23 protein-coding genes and 3 pseudogenes are annotated in these 26,559 nt (G+C 52.6%); 14 read left to right on the top strand and 12 right to left on the bottom strand.

From position 1 onward, the window contains the following. Positions 1-179: 179 nt before the first annotated feature. A complete protein-coding gene (locus NSQ51_RS09230) occupies positions 180-686 on the bottom strand; it encodes a QueT transporter family protein (protein ID WP_033014176.1) in 507 nt (168 codons plus the stop codon). Between the two features lie 549 nt (positions 687-1,235). Here NSQ51_RS09230 and NSQ51_RS09225 point away from each other — a divergent pair. From NSQ51_RS09225 to NSQ51_RS09215, 3 genes and pseudogenes are all read left to right on the top strand, one after another. Further along, positions 1,236-3,353, top strand: coding sequence for a YhgE/Pip domain-containing protein (locus tag NSQ51_RS09225; RefSeq protein WP_049625462.1), 2,118 nt, complete (start codon positions 1,236-1,238; stop codon positions 3,351-3,353). A 374-nt stretch (positions 3,354-3,727) separates the two neighbouring features. After that, positions 3,728-4,042: pseudogene (locus NSQ51_RS09220) on the top strand (nitric oxide synthase oxygenase); the annotation flags it as partial. Further along, positions 4,039-4,824, top strand: coding sequence for an ABC transporter ATP-binding protein (locus NSQ51_RS09215; protein ID WP_061567289.1), 786 nt, complete (start codon positions 4,039-4,041; stop codon positions 4,822-4,824). The pseudogene NSQ51_RS09220 and the gene NSQ51_RS09215, both read left to right, overlap by 4 nt. A 152-nt stretch (positions 4,825-4,976) precedes the next feature. On the opposite strand, the gene NSQ51_RS09210 is transcribed toward NSQ51_RS09215, so the two are convergent. Next, positions 4,977-5,183 (bottom strand): hypothetical protein, encoded by a 207-nt coding sequence (locus tag NSQ51_RS09210; RefSeq protein ID WP_033014172.1) that lies wholly within the window; start codon positions 5,181-5,183, stop codon positions 4,977-4,979. 153 nt (positions 5,184-5,336) lie between these two features. Here NSQ51_RS09210 and NSQ51_RS09205 point away from each other — a divergent pair, with 153 nt between their 5' ends. After that, positions 5,337-5,603 (top strand): hypothetical protein, encoded by a 267-nt coding sequence (locus NSQ51_RS09205; RefSeq protein WP_033014171.1) that lies wholly within the window; start codon positions 5,337-5,339, stop codon positions 5,601-5,603. Positions 5,604-5,633: 30 nt separating this feature from the next. Beyond that, a complete protein-coding gene (locus NSQ51_RS09200; protein WP_033025364.1) occupies positions 5,634-5,897 on the top strand; it encodes a hypothetical protein in 264 nt (87 codons plus the stop codon). 159 nt (positions 5,898-6,056) lie between these two features. Here NSQ51_RS09200 and NSQ51_RS09195 read toward each other — a convergent pair whose 3' ends face one another. The 3 genes from NSQ51_RS09195 to NSQ51_RS09185 form a co-directional block, all read right to left on the bottom strand. Beyond that, positions 6,057-6,884, bottom strand: a complete 828-nt coding sequence (locus tag NSQ51_RS09195) for a serine/threonine-protein kinase (protein WP_033014158.1) — start codon at positions 6,882-6,884, stop codon at positions 6,057-6,059. Then, the gene (locus NSQ51_RS09190; protein WP_011231182.1) at positions 6,884-7,081 is read right to left on the bottom strand and encodes a hypothetical protein; all 198 of its coding nucleotides are present in this window, start codon (positions 7,079-7,081) and stop codon (positions 6,884-6,886) included. The genes NSQ51_RS09195 and NSQ51_RS09190 overlap by 1 nt, the downstream gene beginning before the upstream one ends. A 120-nt stretch (positions 7,082-7,201) precedes the next feature. Then, the gene (locus NSQ51_RS09185) at positions 7,202-9,295 is read right to left on the bottom strand and encodes a DNA topoisomerase III (protein ID WP_033014155.1); all 2,094 of its coding nucleotides are present in this window, start codon (positions 9,293-9,295) and stop codon (positions 7,202-7,204) included. Between the two features lie 216 nt (positions 9,296-9,511). Here NSQ51_RS09185 and NSQ51_RS09180 point away from each other — a divergent pair. The 5 genes and pseudogenes from NSQ51_RS09180 to NSQ51_RS09160 all read left to right on the top strand — a co-directional run bounded on the left by NSQ51_RS09180 (position 9,512) and on the right by NSQ51_RS09160 (position 13,270). Continuing rightward, positions 9,512-10,889 (top strand): annotated as a pseudogene (locus NSQ51_RS09180) (ATP-binding protein). Positions 10,890-10,891: 2 nt separating this feature from the next. Next, on the top strand, positions 10,892-11,572 hold the full coding sequence (locus NSQ51_RS09175) for a response regulator transcription factor (protein ID WP_033014152.1): 681 nt from the start codon (positions 10,892-10,894) through the stop codon (positions 11,570-11,572). 31 nt (positions 11,573-11,603) lie between these two features. Further along, positions 11,604-12,161, top strand: coding sequence for a VTT domain-containing protein (locus tag NSQ51_RS09170; RefSeq protein WP_033014150.1), 558 nt, complete (start codon positions 11,604-11,606; stop codon positions 12,159-12,161). Positions 12,162-12,287: 126 nt separating this feature from the next. Beyond that, a complete protein-coding gene (locus tag NSQ51_RS09165) occupies positions 12,288-12,854 on the top strand; it encodes a YdhK family protein (protein WP_033014148.1) in 567 nt (188 codons plus the stop codon). Positions 12,855-13,093: 239 nt separating this feature from the next. After that, a complete protein-coding gene (locus tag NSQ51_RS09160) occupies positions 13,094-13,270 on the top strand; it encodes a hypothetical protein (RefSeq protein WP_230581318.1) in 177 nt (58 codons plus the stop codon). A 51-nt stretch (positions 13,271-13,321) separates the two neighbouring features. Here NSQ51_RS09160 and NSQ51_RS09155 read toward each other — a convergent pair whose 3' ends face one another. Continuing rightward, entirely contained in the window at positions 13,322-14,686 is a 1,365-nt protein-coding gene (locus NSQ51_RS09155) for an amino acid permease (protein ID WP_049624289.1), read from the bottom strand. 159 nt (positions 14,687-14,845) lie between these two features. Here NSQ51_RS09155 and NSQ51_RS09150 point away from each other — a divergent pair. The 4 genes and pseudogenes from NSQ51_RS09150 to NSQ51_RS09135 all read left to right on the top strand — a co-directional run. Continuing rightward, positions 14,846-15,436 (top strand): annotated as a pseudogene (locus NSQ51_RS09150) (PH domain-containing protein); the annotation flags it as partial. A gap of 133 nt (positions 15,437-15,569) precedes the next feature. Next, a complete protein-coding gene (katG, locus tag NSQ51_RS09145) occupies positions 15,570-17,774 on the top strand; it encodes a catalase/peroxidase HPI (protein ID WP_033014142.1) in 2,205 nt (734 codons plus the stop codon). 481 nt (positions 17,775-18,255) lie between these two features. Next, complete coding sequence (locus tag NSQ51_RS09140) at positions 18,256-19,212, top strand: DUF3800 domain-containing protein (protein ID WP_015374842.1); 957 nt, start codon at positions 18,256-18,258, stop codon at positions 19,210-19,212. Between the two features lie 163 nt (positions 19,213-19,375). Next, complete coding sequence (locus NSQ51_RS09135) at positions 19,376-19,801, top strand: NUDIX domain-containing protein (protein ID WP_015374844.1); 426 nt, start codon at positions 19,376-19,378, stop codon at positions 19,799-19,801. 624 nt (positions 19,802-20,425) lie between these two features. On the opposite strand, the gene NSQ51_RS09130 is transcribed toward NSQ51_RS09135, so the two are convergent. The 6 genes from NSQ51_RS09130 to purU form a co-directional block, all read right to left on the bottom strand. Then, complete coding sequence (locus NSQ51_RS09130) at positions 20,426-20,620, bottom strand: hypothetical protein (protein ID WP_049624288.1); 195 nt, start codon at positions 20,618-20,620, stop codon at positions 20,426-20,428. Between the two features lie 229 nt (positions 20,621-20,849). Beyond that, positions 20,850-22,088, bottom strand: coding sequence for an oligoribonuclease (locus NSQ51_RS09125; RefSeq protein ID WP_033014133.1), 1,239 nt, complete (start codon positions 22,086-22,088; stop codon positions 20,850-20,852). 17 nt (positions 22,089-22,105) lie between these two features. Then, entirely contained in the window at positions 22,106-24,016 is a 1,911-nt protein-coding gene (locus NSQ51_RS09120; protein ID WP_033014131.1) for a hypothetical protein, read from the bottom strand. 9 nt (positions 24,017-24,025) lie between these two features. Then, on the bottom strand, positions 24,026-24,901 hold the full coding sequence (locus NSQ51_RS09115; RefSeq protein WP_121650067.1) for a MoxR family ATPase: 876 nt from the start codon (positions 24,899-24,901) through the stop codon (positions 24,026-24,028). A 198-nt stretch (positions 24,902-25,099) separates the two neighbouring features. Beyond that, complete coding sequence (locus NSQ51_RS09110) at positions 25,100-25,474, bottom strand: helix-turn-helix transcriptional regulator (protein WP_033014127.1); 375 nt, start codon at positions 25,472-25,474, stop codon at positions 25,100-25,102. Between the two features lie 109 nt (positions 25,475-25,583). Beyond that, entirely contained in the window at positions 25,584-26,486 is a 903-nt protein-coding gene (gene purU / locus NSQ51_RS09105) for a formyltetrahydrofolate deformylase (RefSeq protein WP_049624285.1), read from the bottom strand. Positions 26,487-26,559 lie beyond the last annotated feature (73 nt).

Here is a 26,559-nt window from a genome sequence, read left to right as displayed (position 1 = left end):
GTCGCCGCAGACACCCTTGCGTTAAGCTAACTGCTACTTCTGCCTTCGCAGTTCGGGACTTTCACCCTATAGACTGCACCCGTGCCGGGCGCACACGATGACGGCGGCGTCGATGCTTGCCGCCGTCTGTTCATTGATCATCGAATGGGCGGTGCGCTCGATGCCGTAGGAACACTTGGTCAGTCGTTGCGGCCGTCAGCGGCCCGGAAGGCTTCTGGAGCGATCCGGCGGCCAACCGCATACATGATCGGTGCGCCGATCGCCATGACAACAAACTCGCCAATGGCCGTCGTCAGCCATGTGAGCCAAAACGGAAAGCCGAGCGCGAGCTTTAGTTCAAAGGCGATGATGGCCATGGTCACGGTAAACGACAACGTATTGATCGCCATACGCGCCCAAATGTTCTCGACATAACGCATAGAAACAATCGTGATGAGAAGCGCCAGCACCGACTGGCCGACGCCGAATACAAGATCATACGCGACAATCGGCGAGAAAAACAAATTGGCCAAAAAGACGCCGAGCACGATGCCCACGGCGTATGTTCGGCGGAATACGACTAGGTGGTTTAACATTTCTGAGACGCGAAACTGAATGTTCGTAAAGCCAAACGGCTGGATGAATGCCGTCACGGCGATATACACGGCGGCGATCAAACCGTTTGTCGCCATCGTTCGAACGTTCATGGTATTCTCTCCTCTCGTGCATGATGATATGATTGTAGCATACCACTCTCGTGAACGAAAGGAGCGGGATCCATGGCTGCAAAGAAACAAGCAGCAGACCGATACGGTTCCGTCTGGGAGGTCGCAATTACGGCGCTTCGCCTCGGCTTGACGTCATTTGGCGGACCGGTCGCATAGGTTGTAATAAAGAATTTCCGACCTCCATGTCCCGTCTTTACTTTATCACCTAACAAGCTGGCACGGTGACAAGAAGAGCGAACAATGCCATGTAAAACAAAATTGCAACTTATATAGATCGATCAACAGCAGCGCCAGCCAAGAGAAACGCTATGAGAAAATGGATGGTCACAATAGCAGGCGGGAGGTCAAACCAGACAACAAGGGGCCGAGTGCGATCTGCGCCGCAAGCAATCCAGCCGCCGCCGACCATCGTGGCGAGCACGATGGCGTCGATCGTCAACCTCGTTAGGACTGGCCAAGTTGGTTTAGTTTTCCGTGATCCGCTCATACTAACAACAGCATGATCGACTTGAAAGGAAGTGGATCAAAGTGAAACAGGCATGGCGCATTTATATGAGCGATTTGAAACATCTCACGACCAACTGGGCCGCATCCATATTGGCTCTCGGTCTGATCGTTCTTCCATCGCTTTACGCTTGGATCAATGTAGAGGCTTCGATTGACCCTTATGCCCATACAGAGGATTTACCGGTCGGCGTCGTGAACGAAGACCGAGGGGCGGAGCTCGCCGGTCACCGGTTTCACGCCGGCGATGAGATCGTCAAGACCTTAAAAAACAACCACCAGTTGGGATGGCGATTTGTCACGCGGAAAAAAGGAATGGAAGGCGTTCGGAGGGGAGACTACTTTGCGACGATCGTCATTCCGGCTGATTTCTCGGCTAAATTAGCCACTGTAGTGCAGAAACGTCCGAAAAGGGCGGTTATTTACTATTATGAAAACGACAAACGGAACGCCATCGCTCCCAAAATCACGGAGCGCGGAGCAAGTACATTGTCAGCGCGAGTCAGCGATGAGTTTGTGAGGGTGGTCAATACCGCATTGTTTTCCTTGTTCCACCAAGCGGGAGTGACGCTCGAACAGCAGCTTCCTACCATTCGCCGCGTTGAAGCGTTCGTGTTTCGTTTGGAAAACGAATTGCCAACGATTCAACGACAATTGAAAGCCCTAGATCGCGATGTGGGAGAGGCAAGATCACTAGTTCGTACAGGCCGCGAGCTTCTGCCGGCTGCCAAAACAACGGTGCGGCGCGGTTTAGAATGGACAGGCCGCGTTGAGAAGTTGTTCATGCAAGTCAATGCTTCATCGCACTTATGGGAAAAGCCGGTGGAAATGGCGGTTCATGCGCTCTATTCCTTTGCAGAGCAGACGCCACAGTCCCTCGATACACCGGAAAAGCAAGCGCGTTGGGCGGCTCTCATCCAACAGGCGGCAACAGACGCGAGCCCATTGGTTCAGCAATTGCGCCGAACGTTGAGAACATGGGAGGGGACGATTGATTCCTCTTCGCTTCAACCTGTGCAACGCACAGTCAGCCGTATCGAGCAGACGCTAGCGTCTATTCAAGAAACAGCGGCGCTAGTGAAACAACATCCAACAGGCGTCGAAGGGAAGATCACTCACCTGCGTGAACAAATGGCCTTATTGGACGCACAGGCGCAGCAACTTGATCAAGCATATCGCCAACGGCTGCTACCTATGCTGCGGGCAAAATGGAATCAAACAGGGGAACAGGTGCGCCAAGCGAAACAAACGCTTCTTCGCATGGATCAAGCGTTACATGAGGCAGAGCAATGGTTGTCAAACACAGATCGTGATTTAGCGGCCGCGCAACAAGCGCTAAAGACCGCACAGGCTCAATATCCATTTCTCTCCCGCCAGGTCCGCGAGCTGGCCGCCTTCCTATCGAAAATCAAAAGAGAAACCGACATCGACGAACTGATTCGCTTGTTGAAACAAGATCCACAGGCGAAAGGGGCGTTTTTTGCTCACCCGGTTGACGTCAAAACGTTCCGCCTTTTCCCGCTGCCGAACTATGGTTCGGGCATGAATCCATTTTACACGGTGCTGGCCATATGGGTAGGATGTTTGTTGCTTGTTTCCGTCTTGTCGACCGATCCTTCTTCGTTTTCGGAAGCGAATGAGCGGGAACAATATGTCGGACGGCTGTTGACCTTTTGGACGCTGAATGCTTTGCAGGCGATGGTCGTGACAGCTGGAGCGGCTTTCATCTTGCCGAATATTTTCGTCCGTGAGCCGGGATGGTTCATGACGTTCGGCCTTTTGTGCAGCTTTGTCTTTATGGCGGTGGTTTTTTCGCTTGTTTCCTTGTTCGGCAATGTGGGAAAAGCGATGGCGATTGTGTTGCTCGTCTTGCAAATTGCCGGAGCGGGAGGCACGTATCCGATTGAGCTGATTCCTCCGTTCTTTCAGCAATTAAACCCTTGGCTGCCGTTTACCTACGCCATTGACATCATGCGCGAGGCAGTCGGCGGGATCGTATGGGAAAATGTTGAGCATGACGTCAAGCGGCTTCTCTTGTTTGCCGTTGCCGCCCTTTTGGCTGGGCTTGTGTTGAAAGGCCCGTTAAGCACGTGGATGCGCGTGCTGAAGGAAAAAGCTGTTCAAAGTGGTTTGTTTCATTGAAAATTGTCTGTTCTCTTTATGGAAGCATCTGTTACAATAGGGACGAGAGCGTTGCTTCATTCTCAATTGCCCCGTAGGATAGACGTCTCCCAAGCATTGTTCACTGCTGCTTTTGCGCGATGGGAGAGCGCTCGATGGCGGGGAAAAGGGGAGAGAATCATGTCGATCCGTCGACTGCTTGGTTTTGCGCTCATTTTTTTGGCGATTTCGATGTTTATCGAGCAAATGTGGTGGGTCGGGGGAATTTGCCTCTTGATTGGAATTGGAATGACGGCGAAGTGGAGGAAAAGAAGCATATATGGTAACGATCGAGAGCGATAAGCTCAGACAGCACGATGAGCAGTTGATGACAAAAGCAGAACAGTTTATCATAGCTTGACACCAACTCCAACGCATCATTATGGAAAGACAAGGCGTTGGTCGAATTGAATATCGCGGTTTTGTATTCCTACAAAAAGGCGGGCGTCAGCATCGTTGACCATCATACCGCCGCGCGCCAATTTCAGTTGTTTGAACAGCAAGAGAAAGCAGCCGGCCGCCATGTCACCGGCGATTGGACATGGCTGATTCCGCCTCTTTCTCCGGCAACAACGCACATTTTTCATCGGTCGTATGACAACACGATGATGCTGCCCAACTTTTTCTATCAGGACCGTCCATACGAACCACAAAGGGGAGAGGAACAATGACCGTCATCATCCGCATGCGCGATGTGTCATGGGCAAGAGGAGAGCGCATGATTTTGCGCGATATAAACTGGGAAGTAAAAGAAGGCGAGCAATGGGCGATTCTTAGACTAAACGGCTCCGGGAAAACATCGCTTCTCAATATCGTCACCGGCTATCAGTACCCGACGAGCGGGGATGTTGAAGTATTGGGCTATCGGTTTGGACAGGCGAGTCTGCCGGAGTTGCGCCGGCACATCGGGTTTGTCAGCAGCGCGCTCCTTGATCAATTTCACGACACGCTGCAAACGGAAACAGTTGAAGATGTCATCATCAGCGGCAAGTTTGCAACGATTGGCCTGTATGATGCAGTAACTAGCGAGGATCGGGATCAAGCGGAGGCATTGATGGAATCGTTCCGCCTGCAAGCGGTAAAAGGGAAGCGATACGCGACGCTGTCGCAAGGAGAAAAGCGAAAAACATTGATCGCCCGAGCGTTGATGGCGAATCCGAAGCTGCTGATCTTGGACGAGCCGACCGTTGGCCTAGACTTATTGGCGCGTGAAGAAGTACTTTCCTTGATCGAACAGGTCGTGTCCCGTCCGTGCCATGTATTATACGTCACCCACTATATTGAAGAGATTGTGGGATCGATCACCCATGTGCTGCTCTTGCAAGACGGGCGCATTGCCGCCGCTGGGCGAAAAGAGGATGTGCTGACCGATGAGCGGCTTTCAGCGGCGTTTCGCCTCCATATGCGCGTTCATTGGGAGAACGGGCGGCCGTGGGCGTCTGTGCGCCGCTGAGCCGGCCGATTCCTCCACCGCTAGGAGGTTGGTGATTTAGTACAAAATAATGGTAGCTCCACCTGTTTCTCAATTTTCAACCCGCATAGCGCCATCAACGCATAGAGGATGTCCGCCAAGCAGCGTGACATCCTCTTTTGTGGCTCGACGTTTCAAAACGCCCGGTCAACGGGCGGAAAATCGATATCGTCCGCTTGTTGGCGGCCGTCAGCGGGCGTGATTTCAATGACCGGCGGCCGTCCGTTTTCAAAGCCTCGGGCGATATCGCGAATCGGACTCATTTCATCGGGAACGCCGATTCCCGGGGTATAGCGCGGCAGGTTGGAAGCGGCGCTGCGTTCTTCCCAAGGTTCTCTCATGAACCAACACCTCCATATTCTCAGTATGGCCATTGATGGATGCCGTACAAATGGAAATCAAATCCTTTCCCGCCAATTTCTTTTGTGGAGCCCTGTCATCTGTTGTAGGCATACTATGGATGACAATATGGGCAACAGGAGGGAAGGAACTCAATGCAATTTGGGAAAGATGCGATCGAAGCGATTTGGCGCCGCCAGTGCGGAGCGTGGGAGTGGAGCGATGTGGCATGTGTCCAATCATTTTTGGTGGAATGTTTACAACATAACCTTGATCCGCAAGACGGGCTCAATTGGATCATTGAGCACCGCACCCAGCTTTCTGACGCCGATGCAGTGGTGGACGCGGCACTCCGTTGGGTGAATGAACATACGTCCACTGGCTCCCCGGTGTCAGGAATCGGGGCGGAACAACAAGAGTGAGGCGGCGAACAGGAAAGGGCGGAACAAAGGATGGTATGGGTCATCAAAACAAAACACGAAAATGACCAAGGGGAGACGGTCGGGCTGGAGCTCGAGAGCGAAGATGGGTGGCTTGACGCCAACGTTCGCTGGGACGGATGCATGGAAATTCACTTGTACTTGGTGACGGAGGAAGGCCGCGAACTGAGCGATACGCTCCATACGTGCGATTTGCAGGGGCTGATCGAGCGGTTGCAGTCATTGGATTCCGTGTGTCGATCGTTCTTTTTCCAAATTTCAAGACAGGGGAGATGATGAAGGCCGAACCACCAGTAGCGCCGCTGACCTTATCGATGGATAAACGAGGAGCCAAAACTGCGGCTCCTCTTTTTTCCTTAACAGCATGGTGTTGAAACAGCCCCCTTTCCAAATGGGGAAAAGGGGTGGCTGGTCGGGGAACGGTGCGATCAAACGTCAAAGCGCCCCTGCTTGATTCCGGATGGGTTCTGCGAGCAACTGATCCACGTCGTCGATCAACTCGTCAACATGGTCATACGGCGCATCCAGCTGCAGCATTTTCCGCAAGATCCGACGAGCGTTTGGTGATAAATCGAGCTCTTCTTCCCAGCTTTTTTCCTCGTCACTTGTCGGTTCATAGGCAGAATACAATAAAAACAAGGTGAAGTGTCCAAGGGCATAGAAATCGCTTCGTGGATGCGGTTCGCGCCGCAACCGTTTCTCAAGCGGGTCGTCATCGCGGAAATCCACCGGTTCGCCGATGCGGCAGGCCAAGCCGAAATCGATGATCGCCGCCGTTCCATCGCGCCAAATGATGTTCGAGATGCGCAAATCGCGGTGGACGATGCCGAAAGCATGGACGTGCCGGACGACCTCAAGCACCTTCTTTAACAATCGAAACGCCTCTTGTTCCGTGTACTTGGCTTCCAGCTTGAAAATCTGGTCTTCCACCGTTTCTCCGTCGATATACTCCATCACGAGATGCGGCTGTCCGCGCTCCACAAACCGATCATACAGCCTCGGAATTTGCGGGTGGCGCAGGTGGGCGAGCACGTCAGCTTCGCGTTGAAGCAAGCGGCGGCCGTCTTCGCCTTTTGTCCGCCGCGCTTGTTTGATGACGACAAGACGGCCTGTCAGGTGATCGCGCCCTTTGTAGGCGATGCCGTAGCTTCCCATCCCAAGCTCTTCGATGATTTCATAGCGGCCCAAAAGCACCTTCCCGCCCCGATGCGGCCGATCAACCCAGCGGGAAACGAACGGATGGCGTTCAAAAAACCGTTTCATCAGCTGCCGAAAAAGCTTGAGAAGAAGCTGCCGCTATGATGTTTCTTTTTGTAGTGATGATGCCCGTACTGGGACGGGTGGTGGTGCGAATGATACGTCGGGTTGTAATAATGGTGGTCGCTGCTGCTGTAATGTTTATGGTAGTGCGACGGATGATGGGGATGGCCGAAAAGGGATTTTAGCCATTTTTTCAACATCGTGATCGCTCCTTTGTGATAGATTTATCTATATATACGAGGCAATGAGAGGGAGGTTTCAGATTCAAAGATGAAAAAGAAACCGCCAGGGGCATTAGCCCCTAGCGCGGTGCGGCAACCTCATTCCTTTTTTTCGTTCAACGCCTGCTTGAGCAGCTCCCCTAAACTCGTGCCAAACGATTCGTTGGCCGGGCTGTATTTTTTCAGCAGCGCCCGTTCGCTGCCTTTGGCGGCAATGCGTTTGGTCTCGTCCGCTTTTTCGACAATATTGCACGGGCGGCATTGGAAATAAAGTCCTGCTTTTCCTTCATGCATTTCCATACGCCGGTGGCATTGCGGGCAACGGCGGTTCGACAGTTTCGGATCGCGCCGACGGCGGTAGCGGCATTGTAAGTTCGAGCAGACAAGCATCCGTCCGTCTTTCGTTTTCCGCTCTTTTAAAAGCGCGCCGCATTCTGGACACGTCAGATTCGTGAGGTTTGGCGCTTTGTATACCTGCTCGCTTTGCTTAATTTCGGCAACGAGCTGCTGCGTTTGCCGGCGGATGTTGGCCAAAAATTGTTGTGGATTTCCTTTCCCGCGGGCGATCGCCTCCAGCTCCCGCTCCCAGCGGGCGGTCAATTCCGGCGATTTCAGCTCTTCATTGACGAGCTCAATCAGCTGTTTCCCTTTTTTTGTCGGATAAAACCGTCCGTCTTTTCGCTCGACCACTTCGGTTTCAACCAGCCGTTCGATGATGTCCGCTCTTGTCGCCGGCGTGCCGAGCCCGTATTTCTCCATTTGCGCGAGCAAGTCAGCTTCCGAATAACGGGCAGGCGGTTCCGTGAACGATTGTTCCAGCTCAAGTTGCACTGATGGGAGCGTCTGGCCTTCCGCGAGATGCAGCAACGTTGGTTGGGCCTTGTTGTCTTCTTTGCTGAGAACGGCTTGAAATCCGGCGTTGACAACCGCCGTCTCCTTGGCGACAAACGTTTCGCCGCCGATGTCAAAGACGGCTGTCGTCGTTTCGGATTCATGCGGCGGGTAGAAAAGCGCCAAAAAACGGCGGGCGATGAGATCATACAGCTTGCGCTCATCAGTGGACAGCCTGCTAAGGTCGAGCCGCTCATCCGTTGGAACGATGGCGTGATGATCGGTCACTTTGTCATCGTTAAATACCCGCTTGGCTGCTTTGGCTTTGCCTTTGGCGAGAAGCGGAGCGATGACGTCCTCATAACCGGATTTCATCGCCAACAACCGCTCGGTCATCGTCGCTTCCATATCGCTTGGCAAATAACGCGAATCGGTGCGCGGGTACGTGACAAGCTTGTGTTGTTCGTACAGTCGCTGCAACACCGAGAGCGTCTTTTTCGCCGAAAAGCCAAACCGCTTGTTTGCGTCCCGCTGCAGTTCGGTCAAGTCATACGGCAACGGGGCGGACTCGCTTTTTCGTTTCCGTTTGATCGATGTGACGCGCGCCGGCTGGCCTTTGAGACGAGTCATCAGCCGGTTGGCCTCGTCTTGGTCAAACAGACGATGTCCGCCATGCCGCTCCCATACGGCTGTGATGGACCCGATCTTGGCCCGAATTGTCCAATATGGCACGGGAACGAACGATTGGATCTCGCGTTCGCGCTCGATGATCATCGCAAGCGTCGGCGTCTGCACCCGCCCGGCTGAGAGCGGATCGTTGTATTTGGTCGTCAAGGCGCGCGAGACGTTTAACCCAATCAGCCAGTCGGCTTCCGCGCGGCAGACGGCCGATTGATACAGGCGTTCAAACTGCACCCCGGGCTTGAGTTGGCGGAAGCCGTCGCGGATGGCGCGGTCGGTTTGCGACGAAATCCATAGCCGCCAAATCGGCTTCGTCCAACCGATCATCTCTAAAATCCAGCGCGCCACCAGTTCCCCTTCGCGGCCCGCGTCGGTCGCGATGATGACATCTTTCACATCCGGTCGTTTCGCCAACCGTTCAATAGCGCGAAACTGGTGGCTTGTTTGCCGAATGACTTTCAAGCCCATTTTCTTTGGGATGATCGGCAAGTCCTCCATCCGCCATGTTTCGTATTTTCGGTCGTAGTCTTCCGGCATCTTCAGCTCCACTAAATGGCCGAGCGCCCAGGTGACAATGTGCTGCTTTCCTTCAAAATAATGTTTATGTGCTTGCTTGCAACCGAGCACGCGGGCGATGTCGCGGGCGACGCTCGGCTTTTCCGCTAACACGAGCGATTTCATCGATAAACCCCTTTCTGTCGTCTCTACATGAGCATAGTCTGCTTCTTAAGTATAAAGGAAGAAGGAAAAAGACGCATCCGTCAAGGTTTGTCTCCTTGGCGGGACAAGACGCCTTGGCGTGGCGCAAAGCTGCATCTCCACACTTTCTGCACATTTGCCAAATAAAATAGTAAAATTGAAATGACACTCGGACTTGACGGATGAGGAGAGGAATCCGTGCGAAAACTGTCATGGAAACTCGGAATGCTGTTTTTTGCCTTTGTCTTGGCCATTGAAATGGTGCTGTTCGTTTCCCTCTACGCTACGCTCGTCCATGCGCGCATCGAGGAAGAATTCGCGCAACTGATAGCGCGGGGAAACAGCCACCGCAACGTCTTGGAGAAAAATAACGATCGAACGACGTTGGCGCATGTCGTGATGATGGAATCAGAGGCGGAAACCGATGTCGCCATCACTGACGCCCGGCGCCGGATTGTATCGGCTTCTAGCGGCATTGTTCCGTTTGCCAAGCGCATCATTCCTTTAACGAACGGTCGCCATATTCCCCGCCGGGGAATGATGGTCGAAACCGACTGGAAGCGGGCATCGCATATCGCTGCCGTCAGCCCGATTCAAATCGGGGGGGGGGGAAACAAGGGGATATGTGTATATGTTTCAAGACACTCGCTCGATCCGGACGATGGTGTATAAACTGAAGCATCATTTTATTGTCGTTGGCGTGCTGTCGGTGGCGATCACCGTGTTGACCATCGCCTTTTTCTCCCGCGCCATCACGATGCCGCTCCTTCGCATGAAGCGAGCGACCGAAGCGCTCAGCCGGGGGGATTTTTCCGTCCGCCTCGAGATGAAAGGCAACGACGAGCTGGCGCAGCTCGGGAGAGCGATTCAAACGCTGGCCAACGATTTGGCGTATTTGAAACAAGAGCGGAGCGAATTTTTAGCGAGCATCTCTCACGAATTGCGCACGCCGCTGACGTATGTGAAAGGATACGCCGACATTGCTAGGCGTCCGCATCTGTCTGAGGAGCAACGGGCGAACTATATGGCGATCATTTACGAAGAAGCGGAAAAGATTGAAAAGATGGTCAAAGATTTGTTTGAATTAGCCAAACTGGAGCAACACTCGTTCCAGATTGAAAAGCAGCCGACGAATCTTTGTTCGTTTTTGACAAAATTGTGTGAAAAACTGAGCCCCGCGTTTCAGGAAAAATCGTTGTCGCTTGTGTGCCAGTGCCCCGGTTCGGTCATGGCCGCGATCGATCGGCAGCGGTTCGAGCAAGTGATGATCAACGTGCTTGACAATGCACGAAAGTACGCGTTTTCCGGCACGACGGTGGCCGTCGCCGTTCACCTTCAAAAGCAAGGAATCGTCATTGCCGTGTCCGATGAAGGAACCGGCATTCCGCCGGAAGATGTGCCCCGGATTTTCGAGCGGTTTTACCGGGTTGACAAATCGCGGTCGCGGACAAGCGGCGGGACCGGACTCGGTTTGGCGATTGCCAAAGAAATCGTCGAGGCGCACGGGGGAACGATCGCCGCTAGAAGCGAACAAGGAAAAGGAACGACCATCCTCATTACGCTGCCGGAGGGATAACGATGTATACCCTGCTGTTGGTTGATGATGAAGAGCGGATGCTTGATTTATTGGAATTGTATTTAGCGCCGAACGGCTACCGCTGCGTGAAACGGCGTTCGGGGGCGGAAGCCATTGACTATTTGCGGCGCCATCATGCCGATTTGGTGCTGCTTGATGTCATGATGCCAGAACTCGAGGGATGGGAAACGTGCCGCCGCATCCGATCGTTTTCGAATGTGCCGATCATGATGGTCACCGCTCGCGATGAGACGGCGGATATTGTCCAAGGATTGAAAATCGGAGCGGACGATTATGTGACGAAACCGTTTGACGAGGCGGAACTGCTTGCTCGCATTGAAGCGGTGCTGCGCCGTACAGCCGGCGGTCGTTCCGCCATTCGCGCGGCCGGGCTTGTATGGGACGAAGAGGAACATACGGTCCGCTACGAAGATAAGCCGATTGCGTTGACGCCGAAAGAATTTGCCATTTTGGGACTGCTGTTAAAGCACCCGAATCAGGTGTTCAGCCGCGGGCAAATCATCGCATCGCTATGGGGCTATCTCGCTGATACGGAAGAGAGAACCGTTGACTCCCACATGAAAAACATCCGCGAAAAATTGCGGAAAGCGGGGTTCCCAGTGGACGACTATTTGCAGACGGTCTGGGGCGTCGGCTACAAATGGGAAGGGCGCAAGTCATAACTATTTTCGGAAAGAGAGGCGTTTGGGCCAAATGGAAGAACGGATGATTGAGTTCCTTCAAGCATACGGCGGAGCGGCGTACTTCTTGAGTCTAGCCTGCAATGTGGTGATCAGCGTGCTCGGAGTCGTCCCAAGCGCCTTTTTAACTGCCGCCAATTTGACCGTTTTCGGATTTTGGCCCGGCTTTTGGGTGTCGTTTGCCGGCGAGGCGATCGGAGCGGTCGTCTCGTTTGTCTTGTATCGAAAAGGACTTCGCCGATGGAGCGAGACGACATGGCTTTCCCATCCCAAGGTGAAGCCGTTGCTTCATGCAAGTGGCAAGGAGGCATTTGGGCTTATTTTCGCGCTTCGACTGTTGCCGTTTGTGCCATCCGGGGCGGTGACGTTCGTTGCTGCCATCGGCCGCACGTCTCTTTCTGTGTTTGCAACGGCTAGCTCACTCGGCAAGCTCCCGGCTTTATGGTTGGAAGCGTATGCCGTCCATCAATTCCTCGAGGCCGCCTGGGCGGGCAAACTGATGCTCGCTGTTGCATCGATCGTTCTTTTGTGGTTCGTCTGGCGAAAGATAGGGCAAAAAGCAGCGGGGTGAAACAGCCCCCGCCCAAAAGGACAGTCAGCCTAGGCGCCATACGGCCTTTAGCGGCAAATCCAAGGCCATCTCCATAAAATCTGCACAAATGCCGGGTATGCTAACAAGGCAAGGAGGGTGAAAACGATGAAAAAATTAAAAATGTTGCTAGGCACAACTTCGGTCATGGCAGCGCTCTTGCTATCGGCCTGCACCGGTGCAGACGACAACAAAGTGCCAAAGGAAAATACGGCTTCTCACACCGGTCATGAGGGAATGAACCACTCGGGTTCAGGAGAGGTGCCGGCTGGATTGAAGGAAGCGAAACAACCAAAGTATCCGGTTGGAAGCCAAGTCATCATCCATGCCGACCATATGCCGGGAATGGATGGAGCCAAGGCGACTGTCACCGGTGCCTTTGACACGATCGTCTATACGGTCACATACACCCCAACTACAGGCGGGGACCCAGTGAAAAACCATAAATGGGTCATTCACGAAGAAATCGAAAACGCCGGAGACAAACCGTTCCAGCCGGGCGATGAAGTCGTCTTGAATGCCGATCACATGGAAGGGATGAAAGGGGCCAAAGCAGTCATTGATTCGGCGAAACAAACGACGGTGTATATGGTCGATTACATCGATACGGAAACTGGTCAAAAAGTGACCAACCACAAATGGGTGACCGAAGACGAGCTGTCGCCGGCCAACTAACGAATCATCATCGGTGTTTCCGCAAAATTTCAAAAAATAGACAATATAGGCGGCTTCGCCTGAGTCTTACGGAGCGATCCGCGCAGCCATTTCCCTTGGAGCATAGGGGAATGGCTTGTTTTTTTCGGCTCATTTGTGAAAATTGTGGTATAATTATACGAAAATCCCCTATTGGGAAAACGGGAGAAAGAAAGGGAGAAACGATGCGGAGATTTTGGTTGGGAGTTATGTGGTTTTCAGTGGTTTGGGTGCTTTACGGCATCGGAGCGGCAGGGCATCACTTATGGACGGAACACCGGATGGACGGACAGGCGCTGATTCTCGCGCTCGGCATGGCGATCATGGCCTGGCGGGCATGGGACGAATATCGTGGGAACGGTTGGACACGAAAAAAGGAAGACGGGCGCCGTCTATGATGAAAGGACGCCCGTCTCTAGCTGTCGCCCGAGCGAAAAGAGGCGGTTTGGTTACGCCGTTCGCCCGGGCGCTTTTGTTGCTTGATGCTGCTTTTCTTTGACAGTGGAATAGATGAATAAGAGAACCAAGACGGCCACGCAGAGAAGCGAACCGATTCGATGCTCTCTTTGAAGCAAAAAGCCAAGCCAAATCGCCCCGAGCGCCCCGACCGCCGCCATCGTTGTGTACGGAAACCCTTTCGTTCGGAAAAACGGCTTCGTTTTGTAGTGCGGCCGCAGCTTCAGCTGAGCGGCGCCGATCATCATCCAAACGATGAGCACGGTAAATCCAGGAATCGTCATCAATTCCTCGATGATCCGCCCGGGCGCCAAGTAGGCGCCGATCACGCCAGCGGCGATGCAGATGGCGACCATGCCCATCCCGTACAGCGGAACCCCGTGTTTCGTCGTCCGCTGCAAGCGGCGGCTTGCTTCTCCTTGTTCAGCCATGGTGTACAGCAACCGAGAAGTCGCATAGACGCCTGTATTGGCCGCCGATAAGACGGCAATGAGCAACACCGCGTTCATGACATGGGCCGCGCCGGGCAACCCGATCGCTTCTAACACTTGGACAAAGGGACTGTTCGTTTCCGAAACGGTGTTCCATGGCATAATGCCGCAAATGATAGCCATTGGCAAAAGATAAAAGCCGACAACCCGCCAGATTGTGGTGCGAATGACGCGCGGCAGCACCTGCTCGGCGTCTTTCATCTCCGTCACCGCCACCCCGATCAGCTCCGCTCCGCCATAGGAAAACATCACGATAAGCAAGGCGCTGAGCGTTCCGGCAAACCGGTGCGGAAACCATCCGCCGTCGCTGGCAGACGGAAACGAGCCGCTTATGCCGCTTGGGATCACGCCAGCCCATACGCCCGCCCCGAGCACGATAAACACCACTAGCGCCGCCACTTTCAGGCCGGCCAGCCAAAATTCCGCTTCCCCGTAATACTTCACAGGGAAAAGATTCAACCCCATGATCAGACACGCGCACAGGAGGGCAAGCAGCCATAACGGCGTAGACGGAACCCAATAGTTCAGAAAACTGCCGGCAGCCAGCAGTTCGACAACAGTGACCAACGTCCAATTGATCCAATACAGCCAGCCGACGATCCATGACAGGCGAAAGCCAAACGCCCGGCGGATCAAATGTTGAACGTTCGAACCCGGATACGCGATCGCCATCTCGGCCAGTGCAGCCATAATCCAAAACAACAGCACGCCGCCGATCAAGTACGTGAGCACGACGCTTGGTCCAGCGATATGAATGGCCTCGGCGCTTCCTTTAAAAATGCCGGTGCCGATCATCCCTCCTAACGCGATCAGCTGAACGTGGCGGGGCAATAGTCCTTTTTGCAGCTGAGGACGGGATTGTTCCATGTTGACAACAACCTTTCTGCTCTAATGTTGATTCATAGATGTGCTTTTTTGCTTTTATGCGGTTAAGCAAAAAAGATAATTTCAGAATATAATAGTTCAGTTGTTCTGTCAACGATTGTCGAAAAAAGGCATCGCCAACATGGAAATTGGTGGATGAAGATGACGCCTAGACGCTGCCTTCATCCCGTTGCGATTATGGTGGGAGTCGGAAAAGAACTGAAAAACATGGTCGTTCCGCTCCTTGTGATCATGGTGGCGGGCAGTCTGAACCGCTTCTCTTGGCGGGATTTCATCGTGCCGCTGGCGGATGTCGTATACAAGGTGGTGATGGGGGTTCTGTCTTGGCTCCGCTTTACCTACGCTTGGGATGAAGACCGCTTGCTCGTGGAGGAAGGCGTGTTTGTCCGCAAAAGACGTTCGATTCCGTTCGAGCGCATCCATGGGATTTCAGTGACAGAGGGGATATGGCAACGGATGGCGGGAGTGGTTCAAGTACATGTTGAGGCGGCGGGTGATGCCCTCGGTGAAGCAGAAGTGACGCTTCGGGCCATATCAAAGGAAGAAGCCCGCTGCCTGCAACGATGCGTGGAACAGGCGAAACACAAGGTGGGAGCCGCCGCCCATCCAGAACCATCCGCGAACCGTCCACATCGTGCTCTGTTTGCCTTATCGGCGAAAGAAATAGGGGTGGCTTCGTTGACAAGCGGTGGAGCGCTTGGCGTGGTTGCCGCTTTATGTGGGTTTTTGTCGCCCAAGCGCCAGCCGCAAACAAATATTGTATGTAAAAAAATATTTTTTATACTTTACTACTAAATATTAATTTATTATAATTCTAATGTACTAATCATTATCAATTATAGAAAGATAGAAAGGGGAAGAAATAATGGGGAACCAACAAAATGCTTCCAAATGTCCATATCACGGCAGCGTCACAAGCTACAACTCAAATCGAACAACCAATAAAGACTGGTGGCCGAACCAGCTGAACTTAAGCATTCTCCATCAACACGACCGAAAAACGAATCCTCATGATGAAGAGTTCAATTATGCCGAGGAGTTTCAAAAACTCGACTACTGGGCGCTCAAAGAAGATTTGCGCAAACTGATGACAGAAAGCCAAGATTGGTGGCCGGCCGACTATGGTCATTACGGACCGCTGTTCATTCGCATGGCGTGGCATTCGGCGGGAACGTACCGCATCGGCGACGGTCGCGGCGGCGGTTCGACCGGCACGCAGCGCTTTGCTCCGTTAAACAGCTGGCCGGATAACGCCAACTTGGATAAAGCGCGGCGGTTGCTGTGGCCGATCAAGAAAAAATACGGCAACAAAATTTCTTGGGCTGACTTGATGATTTTGGCCGGCAATGTCGCCATCGAATCGATGGGCGGCAAAACGATCGGCTTTGGCGGCGGCCGGGAAGACGTATGGCATCCGGAAGAAGACATTTATTGGGGCGCGGAAAAAGAGTGGCTCGCTTCGGAACGCTACAGCGGGGATCGCGAACTGGAAAATCCGCTTGCGGCTGTGCAGATGGGGCTGATCTATGTCAACCCGGAAGGCCCTGACGGCAAGCCGGATCCGAAAGCGGCAGCGCGCGACATTCGCGAGACGTTCCGCCGCATGGGGATGAACGACGAAGAAACGGTCGCCTTGATCGCCGGCGGTCATACGTTCGGAAAAGCGCACGGCGCCGGCCCTGCCACGCACGTCGGTCCCGAGCCGGAAGCCGCCCCGATTGAAGCGCAAGGGCTGGGATGGATCAGCTCTTACGGAAAAGGGAAAGGGAGCGATACGATCACAAGCGGCATTGAAGGCGCTTGGACGCCGACGCCAACCCAGTGGGATACGTCGTACTTTGACATGCTGTTTGGCTATGACTGGTGGCTGACGAAAAGCCCAGCCGGGGCATGGCAATGGATGGCGGTCGACCCGGATGAAAAAGACTTGGCTCCGGATGCCGAAGATCCGTCGAAAAAAGTTCCGACGATGATGATGACGACCGATTTGGCGCTTCGGTTTGACCCGGAGTACGAAAAAATCGCCCGCCGATTCCATGAAAATCCGGATGAGTTCGCGGATGCGTTCGCCCGCGCTTGGTTCAAACTGACGCATCGCGATATGGGGCCGAAAACGAGATACTTAGGTCCGGAAGTGCCGGAAGAAGATTTCATCTGGCAGGACCCGATTCCAACGGTCGACTATGAATTGACCGATGCCGAAATTGAAGAAATCAAAGCGAAGATTTTGAACTCGGGTCTGACGGTTAGTGAACTCGTCAAAACCGCTTGGGCCTCAGCCAGCACGTTCCGCAACTCCGATAAACGAGGCGGAGCCAACGGCGCCCGCATACGCCTTGCGCCGCAAAAAGATTGGGAAGTGAACGAACCAGAGCGGCTCGCCAAAGTGCTTTCGGTGTATGAAGACATCCAGCGCGAGCTGCCGAAAAAGGTGAGCATCGCCGACTTGATCGTCCTTGGCGGCAGCGCGGCGGTTGAAAAGGCGGCGCGCGACGCTGGCTTTGATGTCAAAGTGCCGTTTATTCCAGGACGGGGTGATGCGACGCAAGAACAAACTGACGTCCAGAGCTTTTCCGTACTGGAGCCGTTTGCCGACGGATTCCGCAACTATCAAAAGAAAGAGTACAGCGTCGGTCCGGAAGAATTGCTCATCGACAAAGCGCAGCTTCTAGGGTTGACCGCACCTGAGATGACCGTGCTCATCGGCGGCTTGCGGGTGTTGGGCGCGAACTATCGCGATCTCCCGCACGGGGTTTTCACTGATCGCGTCGGGGTGCTGACGAATGACTTCTTTGTCAACTTAGTCGACATGAACTACGAATGGGTGCCGACAGACAGCGGCATTTATGAAATCCGCGACCGGAAAACGGGCGAAGTGCGGTGGACGGCCACCCGGGTTGACCTTATTTTCGGAGCCAACTCAATCCTTCGTTCGTACGCCGAATTTTACGCCCAAGATGACAACCGAGAAAAATTCGTCCGCGACTTTATCAACGCTTGGGTGAAAGTGATGAACGCCGACCGCTTTGACATTCGTTTGAAACAAGCCAAAGAGTCGGTCACAGTTTAACCAGGCAAAAAAAGCAGCTTGTCCGTTTAAGGGGCAAGCTGTTTTTTTATATTTCTTAGACTTGTTGTGGATCAAAAGGGAAAGATTCGTTGAAAGGAAACTAGAGCGCTCAATTACCTGTTTTTATGCTTATGTGTCAGAGATTTGCAGAGAGAAAAGAGCCTTTGGAGAATCTTTGAGAATAGTATGTATTTTATTGACAAATTATGTGTTTTTCAGTATGATTGCGGCAGAATCAAATCAAGATCAAATAGCATAGAGAAAGGGACAGGACAAACGTTCACGTCAAAATAAAAAGACAGCTCAGCCCTGCCCAACGGTGGCGGGGAAAAGCTATCCTTCCGTACGTTGAGATGTTATCAGCCCTGCCCAACGGCGGCGGGGAAAACAACACCTTCTTTTTATGATTGTAAGGTATAAACGTGTTTTAGTCAACACAAAATGAATTTATGTATGGAAAGTAAAGGAGTTTACTTTAAATATGCACTACTTAATCTATTTTGATGAGAGCAATAAACTCGACCAGTTTAACGCTAACTATTCTTACTATGGGGCTTACGGAGGAACCGATGCCGCAATGGCAAGGGTTGTTAAGCAAGTTCGAAACATCTTTAAACAGTGTAATTCTTTTAGTGAACTTCATTTTCGAGAGTATACGAAAGACAACCTTGTCAAGAAATATTTTCAAACTCTTCATACGGTTATTAATGAGAATGTACAGATTAATATTCTAACCGTTAATAATAGGGATGCTTTGTATGCGGCACAGAAAATCGGATTAACGGCGACTGAACTAAGAAACTTATTCTATATCAAAATACCGGAAAGATTATTTTATGGAATGACTCGGGATTTATCAAGTCAAGAATCTGGAACGATTAAGGTGAAGATTAAGGTAGACCAGAATGATGAGTATGATAAGCTTTTTCTTGAAACGAAAATCATTGAACAGATGAACGCACATTCGGCTTATCGCAATAAAAATTACCGCGTTGTTAATGTTCTTTCTCAAAACTCTGTTAAATCAATACCTTTGCAAATAGTGGATACATTTATGGGGATGGTTATATTTTTGTTGGAACAAAATTATCTTGAATCGTCCAATACTGCCAAGATAAAAAGTGATTTAATATACCGGTTCCTTATTGAAGGAAATAACTTAATGAAGTTTCAACAGCAAATCAAACTATATAAATGGACGGGACACGAAGAACTCACCTTTGTCAATATCAGCGACTATGTATCACCTTTTATGGCTTATAAAGCAGCATATGATTCACAAGAAATAATACGAATTCAAAAGATCATGGTTGAGAATCCAGCGATGCCTCTAAAAGAGCTTAGACTCAAGACAGGCTATCCGAATACCATGAAGAACACACTGATCGGATACAAGGATCAGATTGAAGGGCGGGGTAGGAATTATTCTATTTTATGATTCTCTTAGTTAGTTTTTTTATCAATAAATATGAATCTTTGACACACAAAGAAAAGAAGGAGTTTTCCCATCATGGACGTTCGAATTCGGGCCATTTATGAAACCCGAGTTCGGCAGTCATGGCCGGCTGCATCTGTAAAATAGATCTGGAAAGGAGCGCCCGATGAGGATACGCAAATGTGCTAGAGCAGTGATCATCAATGAGCGAAACGAAATTCTTCTTCAGCAATTTGAATTTCGGGATGTAGTAGGGAACAAAGTGTTATGGGTTACTCCAGGAGGGGGCATTGAAGAAAACGAGACCCCAGCTGAAGCTTTAAAAAGGGAATTATACGAAGAACTAGGCATAGTGGTTGATCTTCTCGGTGGCCCCATATTCCAACTGGATGTATGGATTGAAGGAAAACAAGGTTCTTTTATTAGCCGGGAAATTTATTATCACGTTACGATCCAATCCGATACGGTGTTGTCTATCGAACATATGACAAAGAACGAAAAAGACACACTGAAAGGACTCAAATGGTGGAGCAAAGACGAATTGCAGAAAATCGACAACTTTGCGCCTCGTGAAATATTGAACTACATATAGTTTTCTGCTTTTCACTGCGCTGCGGTTGCAGCGAGTCGAGGGGGGAGTAGAGGGAATCGTGACGTTCCTTTCTCTCTTTTTCCCGTCTTAAGTTAACATAATATAAATTATAGGAAGTTATATTCGGTTTTGTCTCAATAAAAAGTAATCTTTTGATAGTGAGACAAAAAACAAAAAAACAACGACATCCGTCATGAATGAGCGCTTTTGCAACATACGCATGCAGCGGACATATTTGGTTGCTGAACTCCCCGCCACCTGGAAATCCGTTATAGTTTGTTATAAAGGAGTGCGCGATGATGAGATGCGGGCTCGTCCATATTTGTTGTGTCATACCAAAAAAATCAAGAGTCGTCGCCAATTTGGTTTTTGCGCCGTTCCTAGCTTGTGCCCGAGCAGTATGTGTTTCACCGCAATCATTTTCCGCATCCGTCTCGCCTTCCTGATCGTTTGACAGTGGCTAGGCTTGTCCCTTTCTCCTGCCGAGTTGAATGGCGTGCGGATGCAAATAAAATAAAAACGTGCAGTGTTCCTGAGTGGTTCATGAAACACTGCACGTTACCCGCTGCGTGTCGATTGTCGCAGGAAAGGCATGCTCCCATCCTTTCTTTTTAACTTTCAACGTTATGCAATGTCGGTGTGGCGATAGCGGACGCCTTTATACCGAACGCGAACCGGTATGCCTTTCTCTTGTTTGTACTTGATGAGTAGCCGTCGAGCTTTTGAAAAGGCTTCCATCATCCCAGATGCCGAAATCGCCTCATCCCAGACAGACGTTCTTCCTTGTTCTGTGTAAAAGGAAAAGACGTACTGTTTCACCCTTCTTCACCTCCCTAAGTACTTATTATAATCAGAGACTGTTTTTTCTAAACACAAAAACTGTTACAATTATGTTAACATTTTCTGTGCCGCGGCACTATGAAAAAATGGCTGGCGGAATGGGCCGCCGTGTCACGTAGTATGTTCGTTGTCACCGTCGGAATCAGCCTGCCGCCATGCTGCAAAGCCAGCGATCTCTCCTCTTGTCGCCGCAAAGAAAACCGGCACCTTATTCGATGCCGGTTTGATGTTTGTATTGTTTGACAGCCGACGGATAGTCGGCTTGGATGGCGTCTTTGTCCCGCCCAAGCCGCACACTTAAAAACTCTAGCACAGCGGCGTCGTAGGCGAGCCCTGCAGCAAACTGCCGCTTTAACCATCGCTCGCCCGCGGCTTCATCGGGAAAGGTGCGAGCCTCTCCCCCGTCGGCATACCATGTCCATCCCTGTTCCGTCTGGCGGCTTAACCACCACTGGCCCTGATGATTCGTCCAAAACACGCCTTCTGCCTCTTCCCGCTTGTTCAGTTGGTTTTGTTCCGCATCGCCATAAACAGGCGCAAGCGGGAACGTCTCGATGACAAACAGCGGAAAGGTCGTGTCATCCACAAAACAACCCGATGCCTTCGGGTGGCCGCCGCCGCCAAACTGCTTCGCGAATTCGGCGACGTTGACATTGTCATGGATGGTGCGAAACCCGATATGTTTTGTCCCGAGATTGACTAGGGCGATCAAATCTAGGTGCGGATGCCGTTTGGATAAGGCGTTGCCAAGCTCCGACAGATGGCGTTCAGCGAACACGACGCCGATGCAGTAATCGCCGATCCAGCGCTGAACGAGCTGCTTTTGCTTCTGTCGGATGTAGCGTTGAATTTTCTTTTCTTCCATATCCAGAAGCAACTCTTCCGTCTCCGTCAAGGCGAACGCCTCCCCGGAGGCGAGCCGCTCGCTCATCGTCTCCCAAAAGCCGTCGAGCCCGAGAATGGTGAACAAATCGTTGAGCCGCTTCGCTTGCAAATTCCCATTTTCTTCCCATTCCCACGTGTCGTACTGGCGGACGAGCTCGACAAACGCATCCAACGTTTCGTTAGGCGCCAGTTTTCCTTCGCGGACGAGGTAATCGTAAAAGAGCGAGGTTGCACATGTTTTTTTGCCGTCTTCCCGTTCGGGCGCGACCCATCCCCATGGATAGCTGTTGAAATGAAGCGCGGTCACGTGGTGGTCGATGACTTGCACATGGCCGCCGCGCTTCGCCCGCTCGGCGAGCTGCTGCTCCACCTCCTGGCCGACGGCTAGGTCGGTGATAAACAGCATGGCGCCATTCGCTTCCTCGCTTTGCAAGAACTGGCTGACCCGTTCATCCAAGTTCCGGTACGAGCAAAACGAAATGTTCACCTCGGCAAACGCCAGCTTGGCGAGCAATCCACAGCCGATGCCGTCTAAATCGCTGTCGGTAAATAGTTTGATCATCGATTCCCATCCTTTTGTTACAAGCTTTTTTGCAGCCACGTTTTCAAAAGCGGAAGCAGTCGGTCGGGCAGCTCGCTCACTTGTGGAACGAAAACGCGAAAGCGGCCGTAAATGTTTTCAATCGTCCGCCGCGTCGATTCGTCATCCGCCCCGCGGCCTAAAAAAAGGTTGACAACCTCAATGCCGCGCCGCCGCGCTTCGGCCACCGCTTCATGCGTATCGATAATGCCGTTTTGTTCGTAGCCATAGGCGGCCGGTTCCCCGTCAGAAAAGATGAGCAACACTTTTTGCGTTTCCGGGCGGCGGAGAAGTTGCTCAGTCATCCAGCGGATCGCCAGCCCGTCGCGGTTGTCTTCGTGGGGCTCAAGCTGCATGATCGCCGGGCCGCTTGATGGGTTCAACGACTCGCGGAACGAAACAGCCACTTGCAAGTAATTCGGCTGTCTGGCCGCGGTTGCCTCGTTGGCGTCTTCCCAAAACCCGACGATCTGGTGCGGCACACGCAACGTTTGAAGCACGTTGTGGCAGAGAACGAGCCCCGTTTTCGTTTCATCCATTTTATCGTGCATCGACGCCGAGCAGTCGACAAGCAGGCCGAACGCTGCGTTGAACCGCCGCGCTGGCTCGCCTTTTTTGTAAAACAGGTGAGGCCGCTCGTCGGTGAAAAACGGTATGAGCTGTTTGCGCAGCCGTCCGGCCGGCAAGTTCGTGCGCCACGTGCTGCGTTGGTGTTCGAGCCATTGCTCCATCACGCGCACAAGCCGCTTCCGGTATGGCGCGGCCGCCGCCTGTTTGCTGCGGTATTCGTCCCGTTCGTCACGACTTGGCGGCGGGGAAGAAAAAACAATGATGGCTGCCTGGCGGTTCGCTTCCCCATATGGAGCACCGCCTCCGGCTAGTCGATGTTCCTGGAATGCGGCTGCCGCCTCGAGGCCGTATTCGTTTCGCTTCGCCGGCTGGGACGTTCCTTGGACAATGGCGAGCGCCTGGTCGCCATCGTCCCCCGGCCTCGCCCCGTCGCCAAGCATGCCAGTGCGGGTGCCGCGTTCCAACTCAAAGCGGAGAAAATTCCCATTCGGCCGGCTTGTTTCCCGGTGCCACGTCGACAGCACTTCCTGGTGCGCTTTGCCGTTTGACGGATTTTCCGCTACATCGCGGTTTTCCAACGGATCGACCCGCTTCAAATCGCGAACCATCACCTTCGGTTCATCGTCCCCGTCATCGACAAATGGAAGCGAGATGTAAGCGTTCACCATGTCACCGGCAAGCGCCTCTTCCATCAATGCGACGATGGCTAACGCCCAGCGGGCCGTATCCGCGGTGGACATCGCGTCAAACCATTGCGGCCACAGCGCGTCAAGGCGCGCCTGCACCGTTTCATCCGCCATCGGAGCGAGCGGAACGTCATCAAGCGGCGAGTCGGCGGTCAGCCGCAAATACATCGCCGCCAAAAATTGATCGGCGGCGGCGCCACGGGTTTGGTTTGCCTGCCATTGCTGGGTGAAGTAGCGACGGTAAAGGCGGCGGCGCGTGCGAAACCAACGTTTCACCCCGGGCCGTTCCCGCTCGCAGAGGGCCTCAACACGAAGATCCTCAGCCAACGAAAACAGCTGTTTCGCCAGTTTCGGCCATGGGTGCGCTTCGGCTGCTTGCCGAAATGCGCGGACCGCCGCTAGGTCCGTATGCCGCCGCGTGCCGATGACGCGCAAGGCGACATCGCTTTTCATCGCCGTTTCTTTCTCCTTTGGCGGATACACATCCCAAAACTGACTGACGTACACCGTTGGCTTAACCGGATGCATCCCGGAATGGGCGGCGAACTCGACCGTCATGTCAGGACGGCGGGCGAGCGTTCGGGCGAGATCGGCGAGCTGCATCACCAAAAACGGATCGATCGGCCGATCGTTGAACATCATAAACCGTTCCATGGCCGCCTCCTACTCGTCAAACCATGTTTCCGCGATATTGCGCACCGCCGCCCGCTCCCGTTCATCGTCGAGCTTGTCAATGATGCTTCGTTCAATGGCGCGCAGCGGCGGGATATGCACCGCCAGATCGCACGCATCGAGCAAGGCGCGTACGGAAGCCACTTCTTCTGCCACTTGCCCGTTTCGCACCTGCGCCAGAAAGTCGGCTGACAAGGCGACGAAACGGTTGATCAACGCATCGTCTGTTAATGTAGTTTGTGCCATGATGACCGATTTTAACGTCTCCCCCTGCACATATGGGACATCGATGACGACGAAGCGGTTTTTTAACGCTTCATTGAGCGGCACGGTGCCGATATAACCTTCGTTGATCGCCGCAATGACGCCAAACGTCGGCTTCGCCTCGACGACCTCGCCAGTGAGCGGATTGGTGAGGCGGCGCCGATAGTCAAGCACGCTGTTTAAGATTGGCAGCGTCTCAGGTTTGGCCATATTGATTTCATCAATGTATAGCAAATGCCCCTTCTCCATCGCCCGGATGACCGGACCGGGCACATATTCGATCACCGCTTGGCCGTCGCGGTGCACGATCGTTTTAAACCCAAGCAGCGCCTCGGCATCAAGGTCCACAGAGCAGTTGATGCTGTGCATCGGCTGCCCGAACAAGGCGGACAACGTTTCCGCTAGCCGCGTTTTCCCCGATCCGGTTGGACCTTTTAACAGTACGTTTTTTCCAAGCGCCAGGGCGATGGCCGCATCGTGCACGATCGCTTCGTCTTCCGCCGTATACCCGCCGGAGCCGATCAGCGCGTGATCTGGATCATGGCGGAATAACGCTTTTCGTGTTTCCATTTCCCTTATGACAACCTGTGGCCATGTCAACATCCTACGTCTTCCTCTCTGTTGTCGTGTCCTTCTCCCATTCTACTAAATCATTCGGTGGGATGCAAAACAAACAGAATTCACCATAAAAATGTTATGTAAATACATACAAAAAACATCCATGAGTAAGCTTTTACTCGCCACCCAAGCATGAAAATAGCCGCTCATGGATTCATTATTTTCATAGAAAAAGAGGCGCCCTCAACTGAAGTTGTCCTCAATCGCCTTGCGAATGAGCGCCGCACACCGGTCCAGCTCCGCTTTCAGTTGGCGTTTGTACAATTTCGCCTTTTCCTGCCCCCCTTCCGCGAAGCGGTAGTACACAACTTCTTGGTACTTCATGCCTTCTTTTTTCTGCTTGACTTGCTTTAAAATGCCGTCTTCAATCAAATCGTGGAGCGCTTTGTACACTTCGGAATGGTTCGGCTGGTAGCCGAACGGTTTAAACTCTTGGCGCAGCACATCAAGCAGCTTCAGTCCATACAACCGTTCTTGTTCCGTTAACGTGATTAAATACAGTTTTAAAAACGCACGTTGTTTTAACAGAAAACCGCTGGGCGTCCGTTTTTCTCCCATAGGCTTTTTCCCTCCTTCCCTACGGATGAAATTTCGCTCTTTGGGCGGCCAAATCCTGCTTATCTTCATTATACCATGCGGGAAAGGAAAAATCCTCTCCCGCTTGGGTTCAATAAAACACGATCGTTTTGTTTCCGTGGATGATGACCCGGTCTTCCAAATGCCATTTGAGCGCCCGGGCGAGCACGGTTTTTTCGATCAGGCGGCCGATCCGCTTTAAATCGTCGGGATGGTGGCGGTGGTCCACGCGGGCGACGTCTTGCTCGATGATCGGCCCTTCATCCAAATCGTCGGTGACGTAGTGCGATGTGGCGCCGATCAATTTGACGCCGCGCTCATACGCCCGCTCATACGGACGCGCACCAATAAAGGCGGGCAAAAATGAGTGGTGGATGTTGATGATCCGTCCCGGGAATTCAGCGACAAACGCCGGCGACAAAATTTGCATGTAGCGGGCAAGCACGATCGTGTCGATCTGATAGTCGCGAAGCAGACGGATTTGTTCGGCTTCGGCGTCCGCTTTCGTTTCTTTCGTCACCGGAATATGCACATAAGGGATGCCAAATGACTCGACCGTCTCGCGCAAGTCGGGGTGGTTGCTGATGACAAGGGCGATGTCGGCGATCAGCTCTCCCGCCTGCCATTGCCAAAGAAGTTCAAGCAGACAATGCTCAGCTTTGGAGACAAAAATCGCGATTCGCCGAATGTCGTTGTGCAGCCGAAGCTGCCAACGCATCTGAAATTCAGCGGCGATCGGGGCAAAGGCCGCTTCGATCTGGTCTTTTCGTTCCGTGATGTTCGGGCAGTCAAACTCCAAACGGAGGAAGAACGTACCCCCTTTCGGATCGGTCGAGTATTGGCTCGATTCGACGATATTGGCGCCTTGCTCATACAAGAAGGACGTGACCGCGGCGACAATACCTGGACGATCCGGACAGGAAATGAGCAGGCGGGCGCGATCTTCATAGCCTTGCAAAAATGATTGCAAGCGATGTTGGCGAAATGTCGTCATGTTGTTCTCTCCCTTTTCTTTCCGTCGTTTGGTTTTCATCATACAAAAAAATCATCCGCTTGCCAACTGCACA

The sequence above is a fragment of the Geobacillus sp. FSL K6-0789 genome, from assembly GCF_038593135.1.
In the GTDB taxonomy this organism is placed as follows: Bacteria; Bacillota; Bacilli; order Bacillales; family Anoxybacillaceae; genus Geobacillus; species Geobacillus stearothermophilus.
The sequence above is the reverse complement of the archived record's forward strand: the minus strand, read 5'-3'. Positions and strand labels throughout refer to the sequence as shown.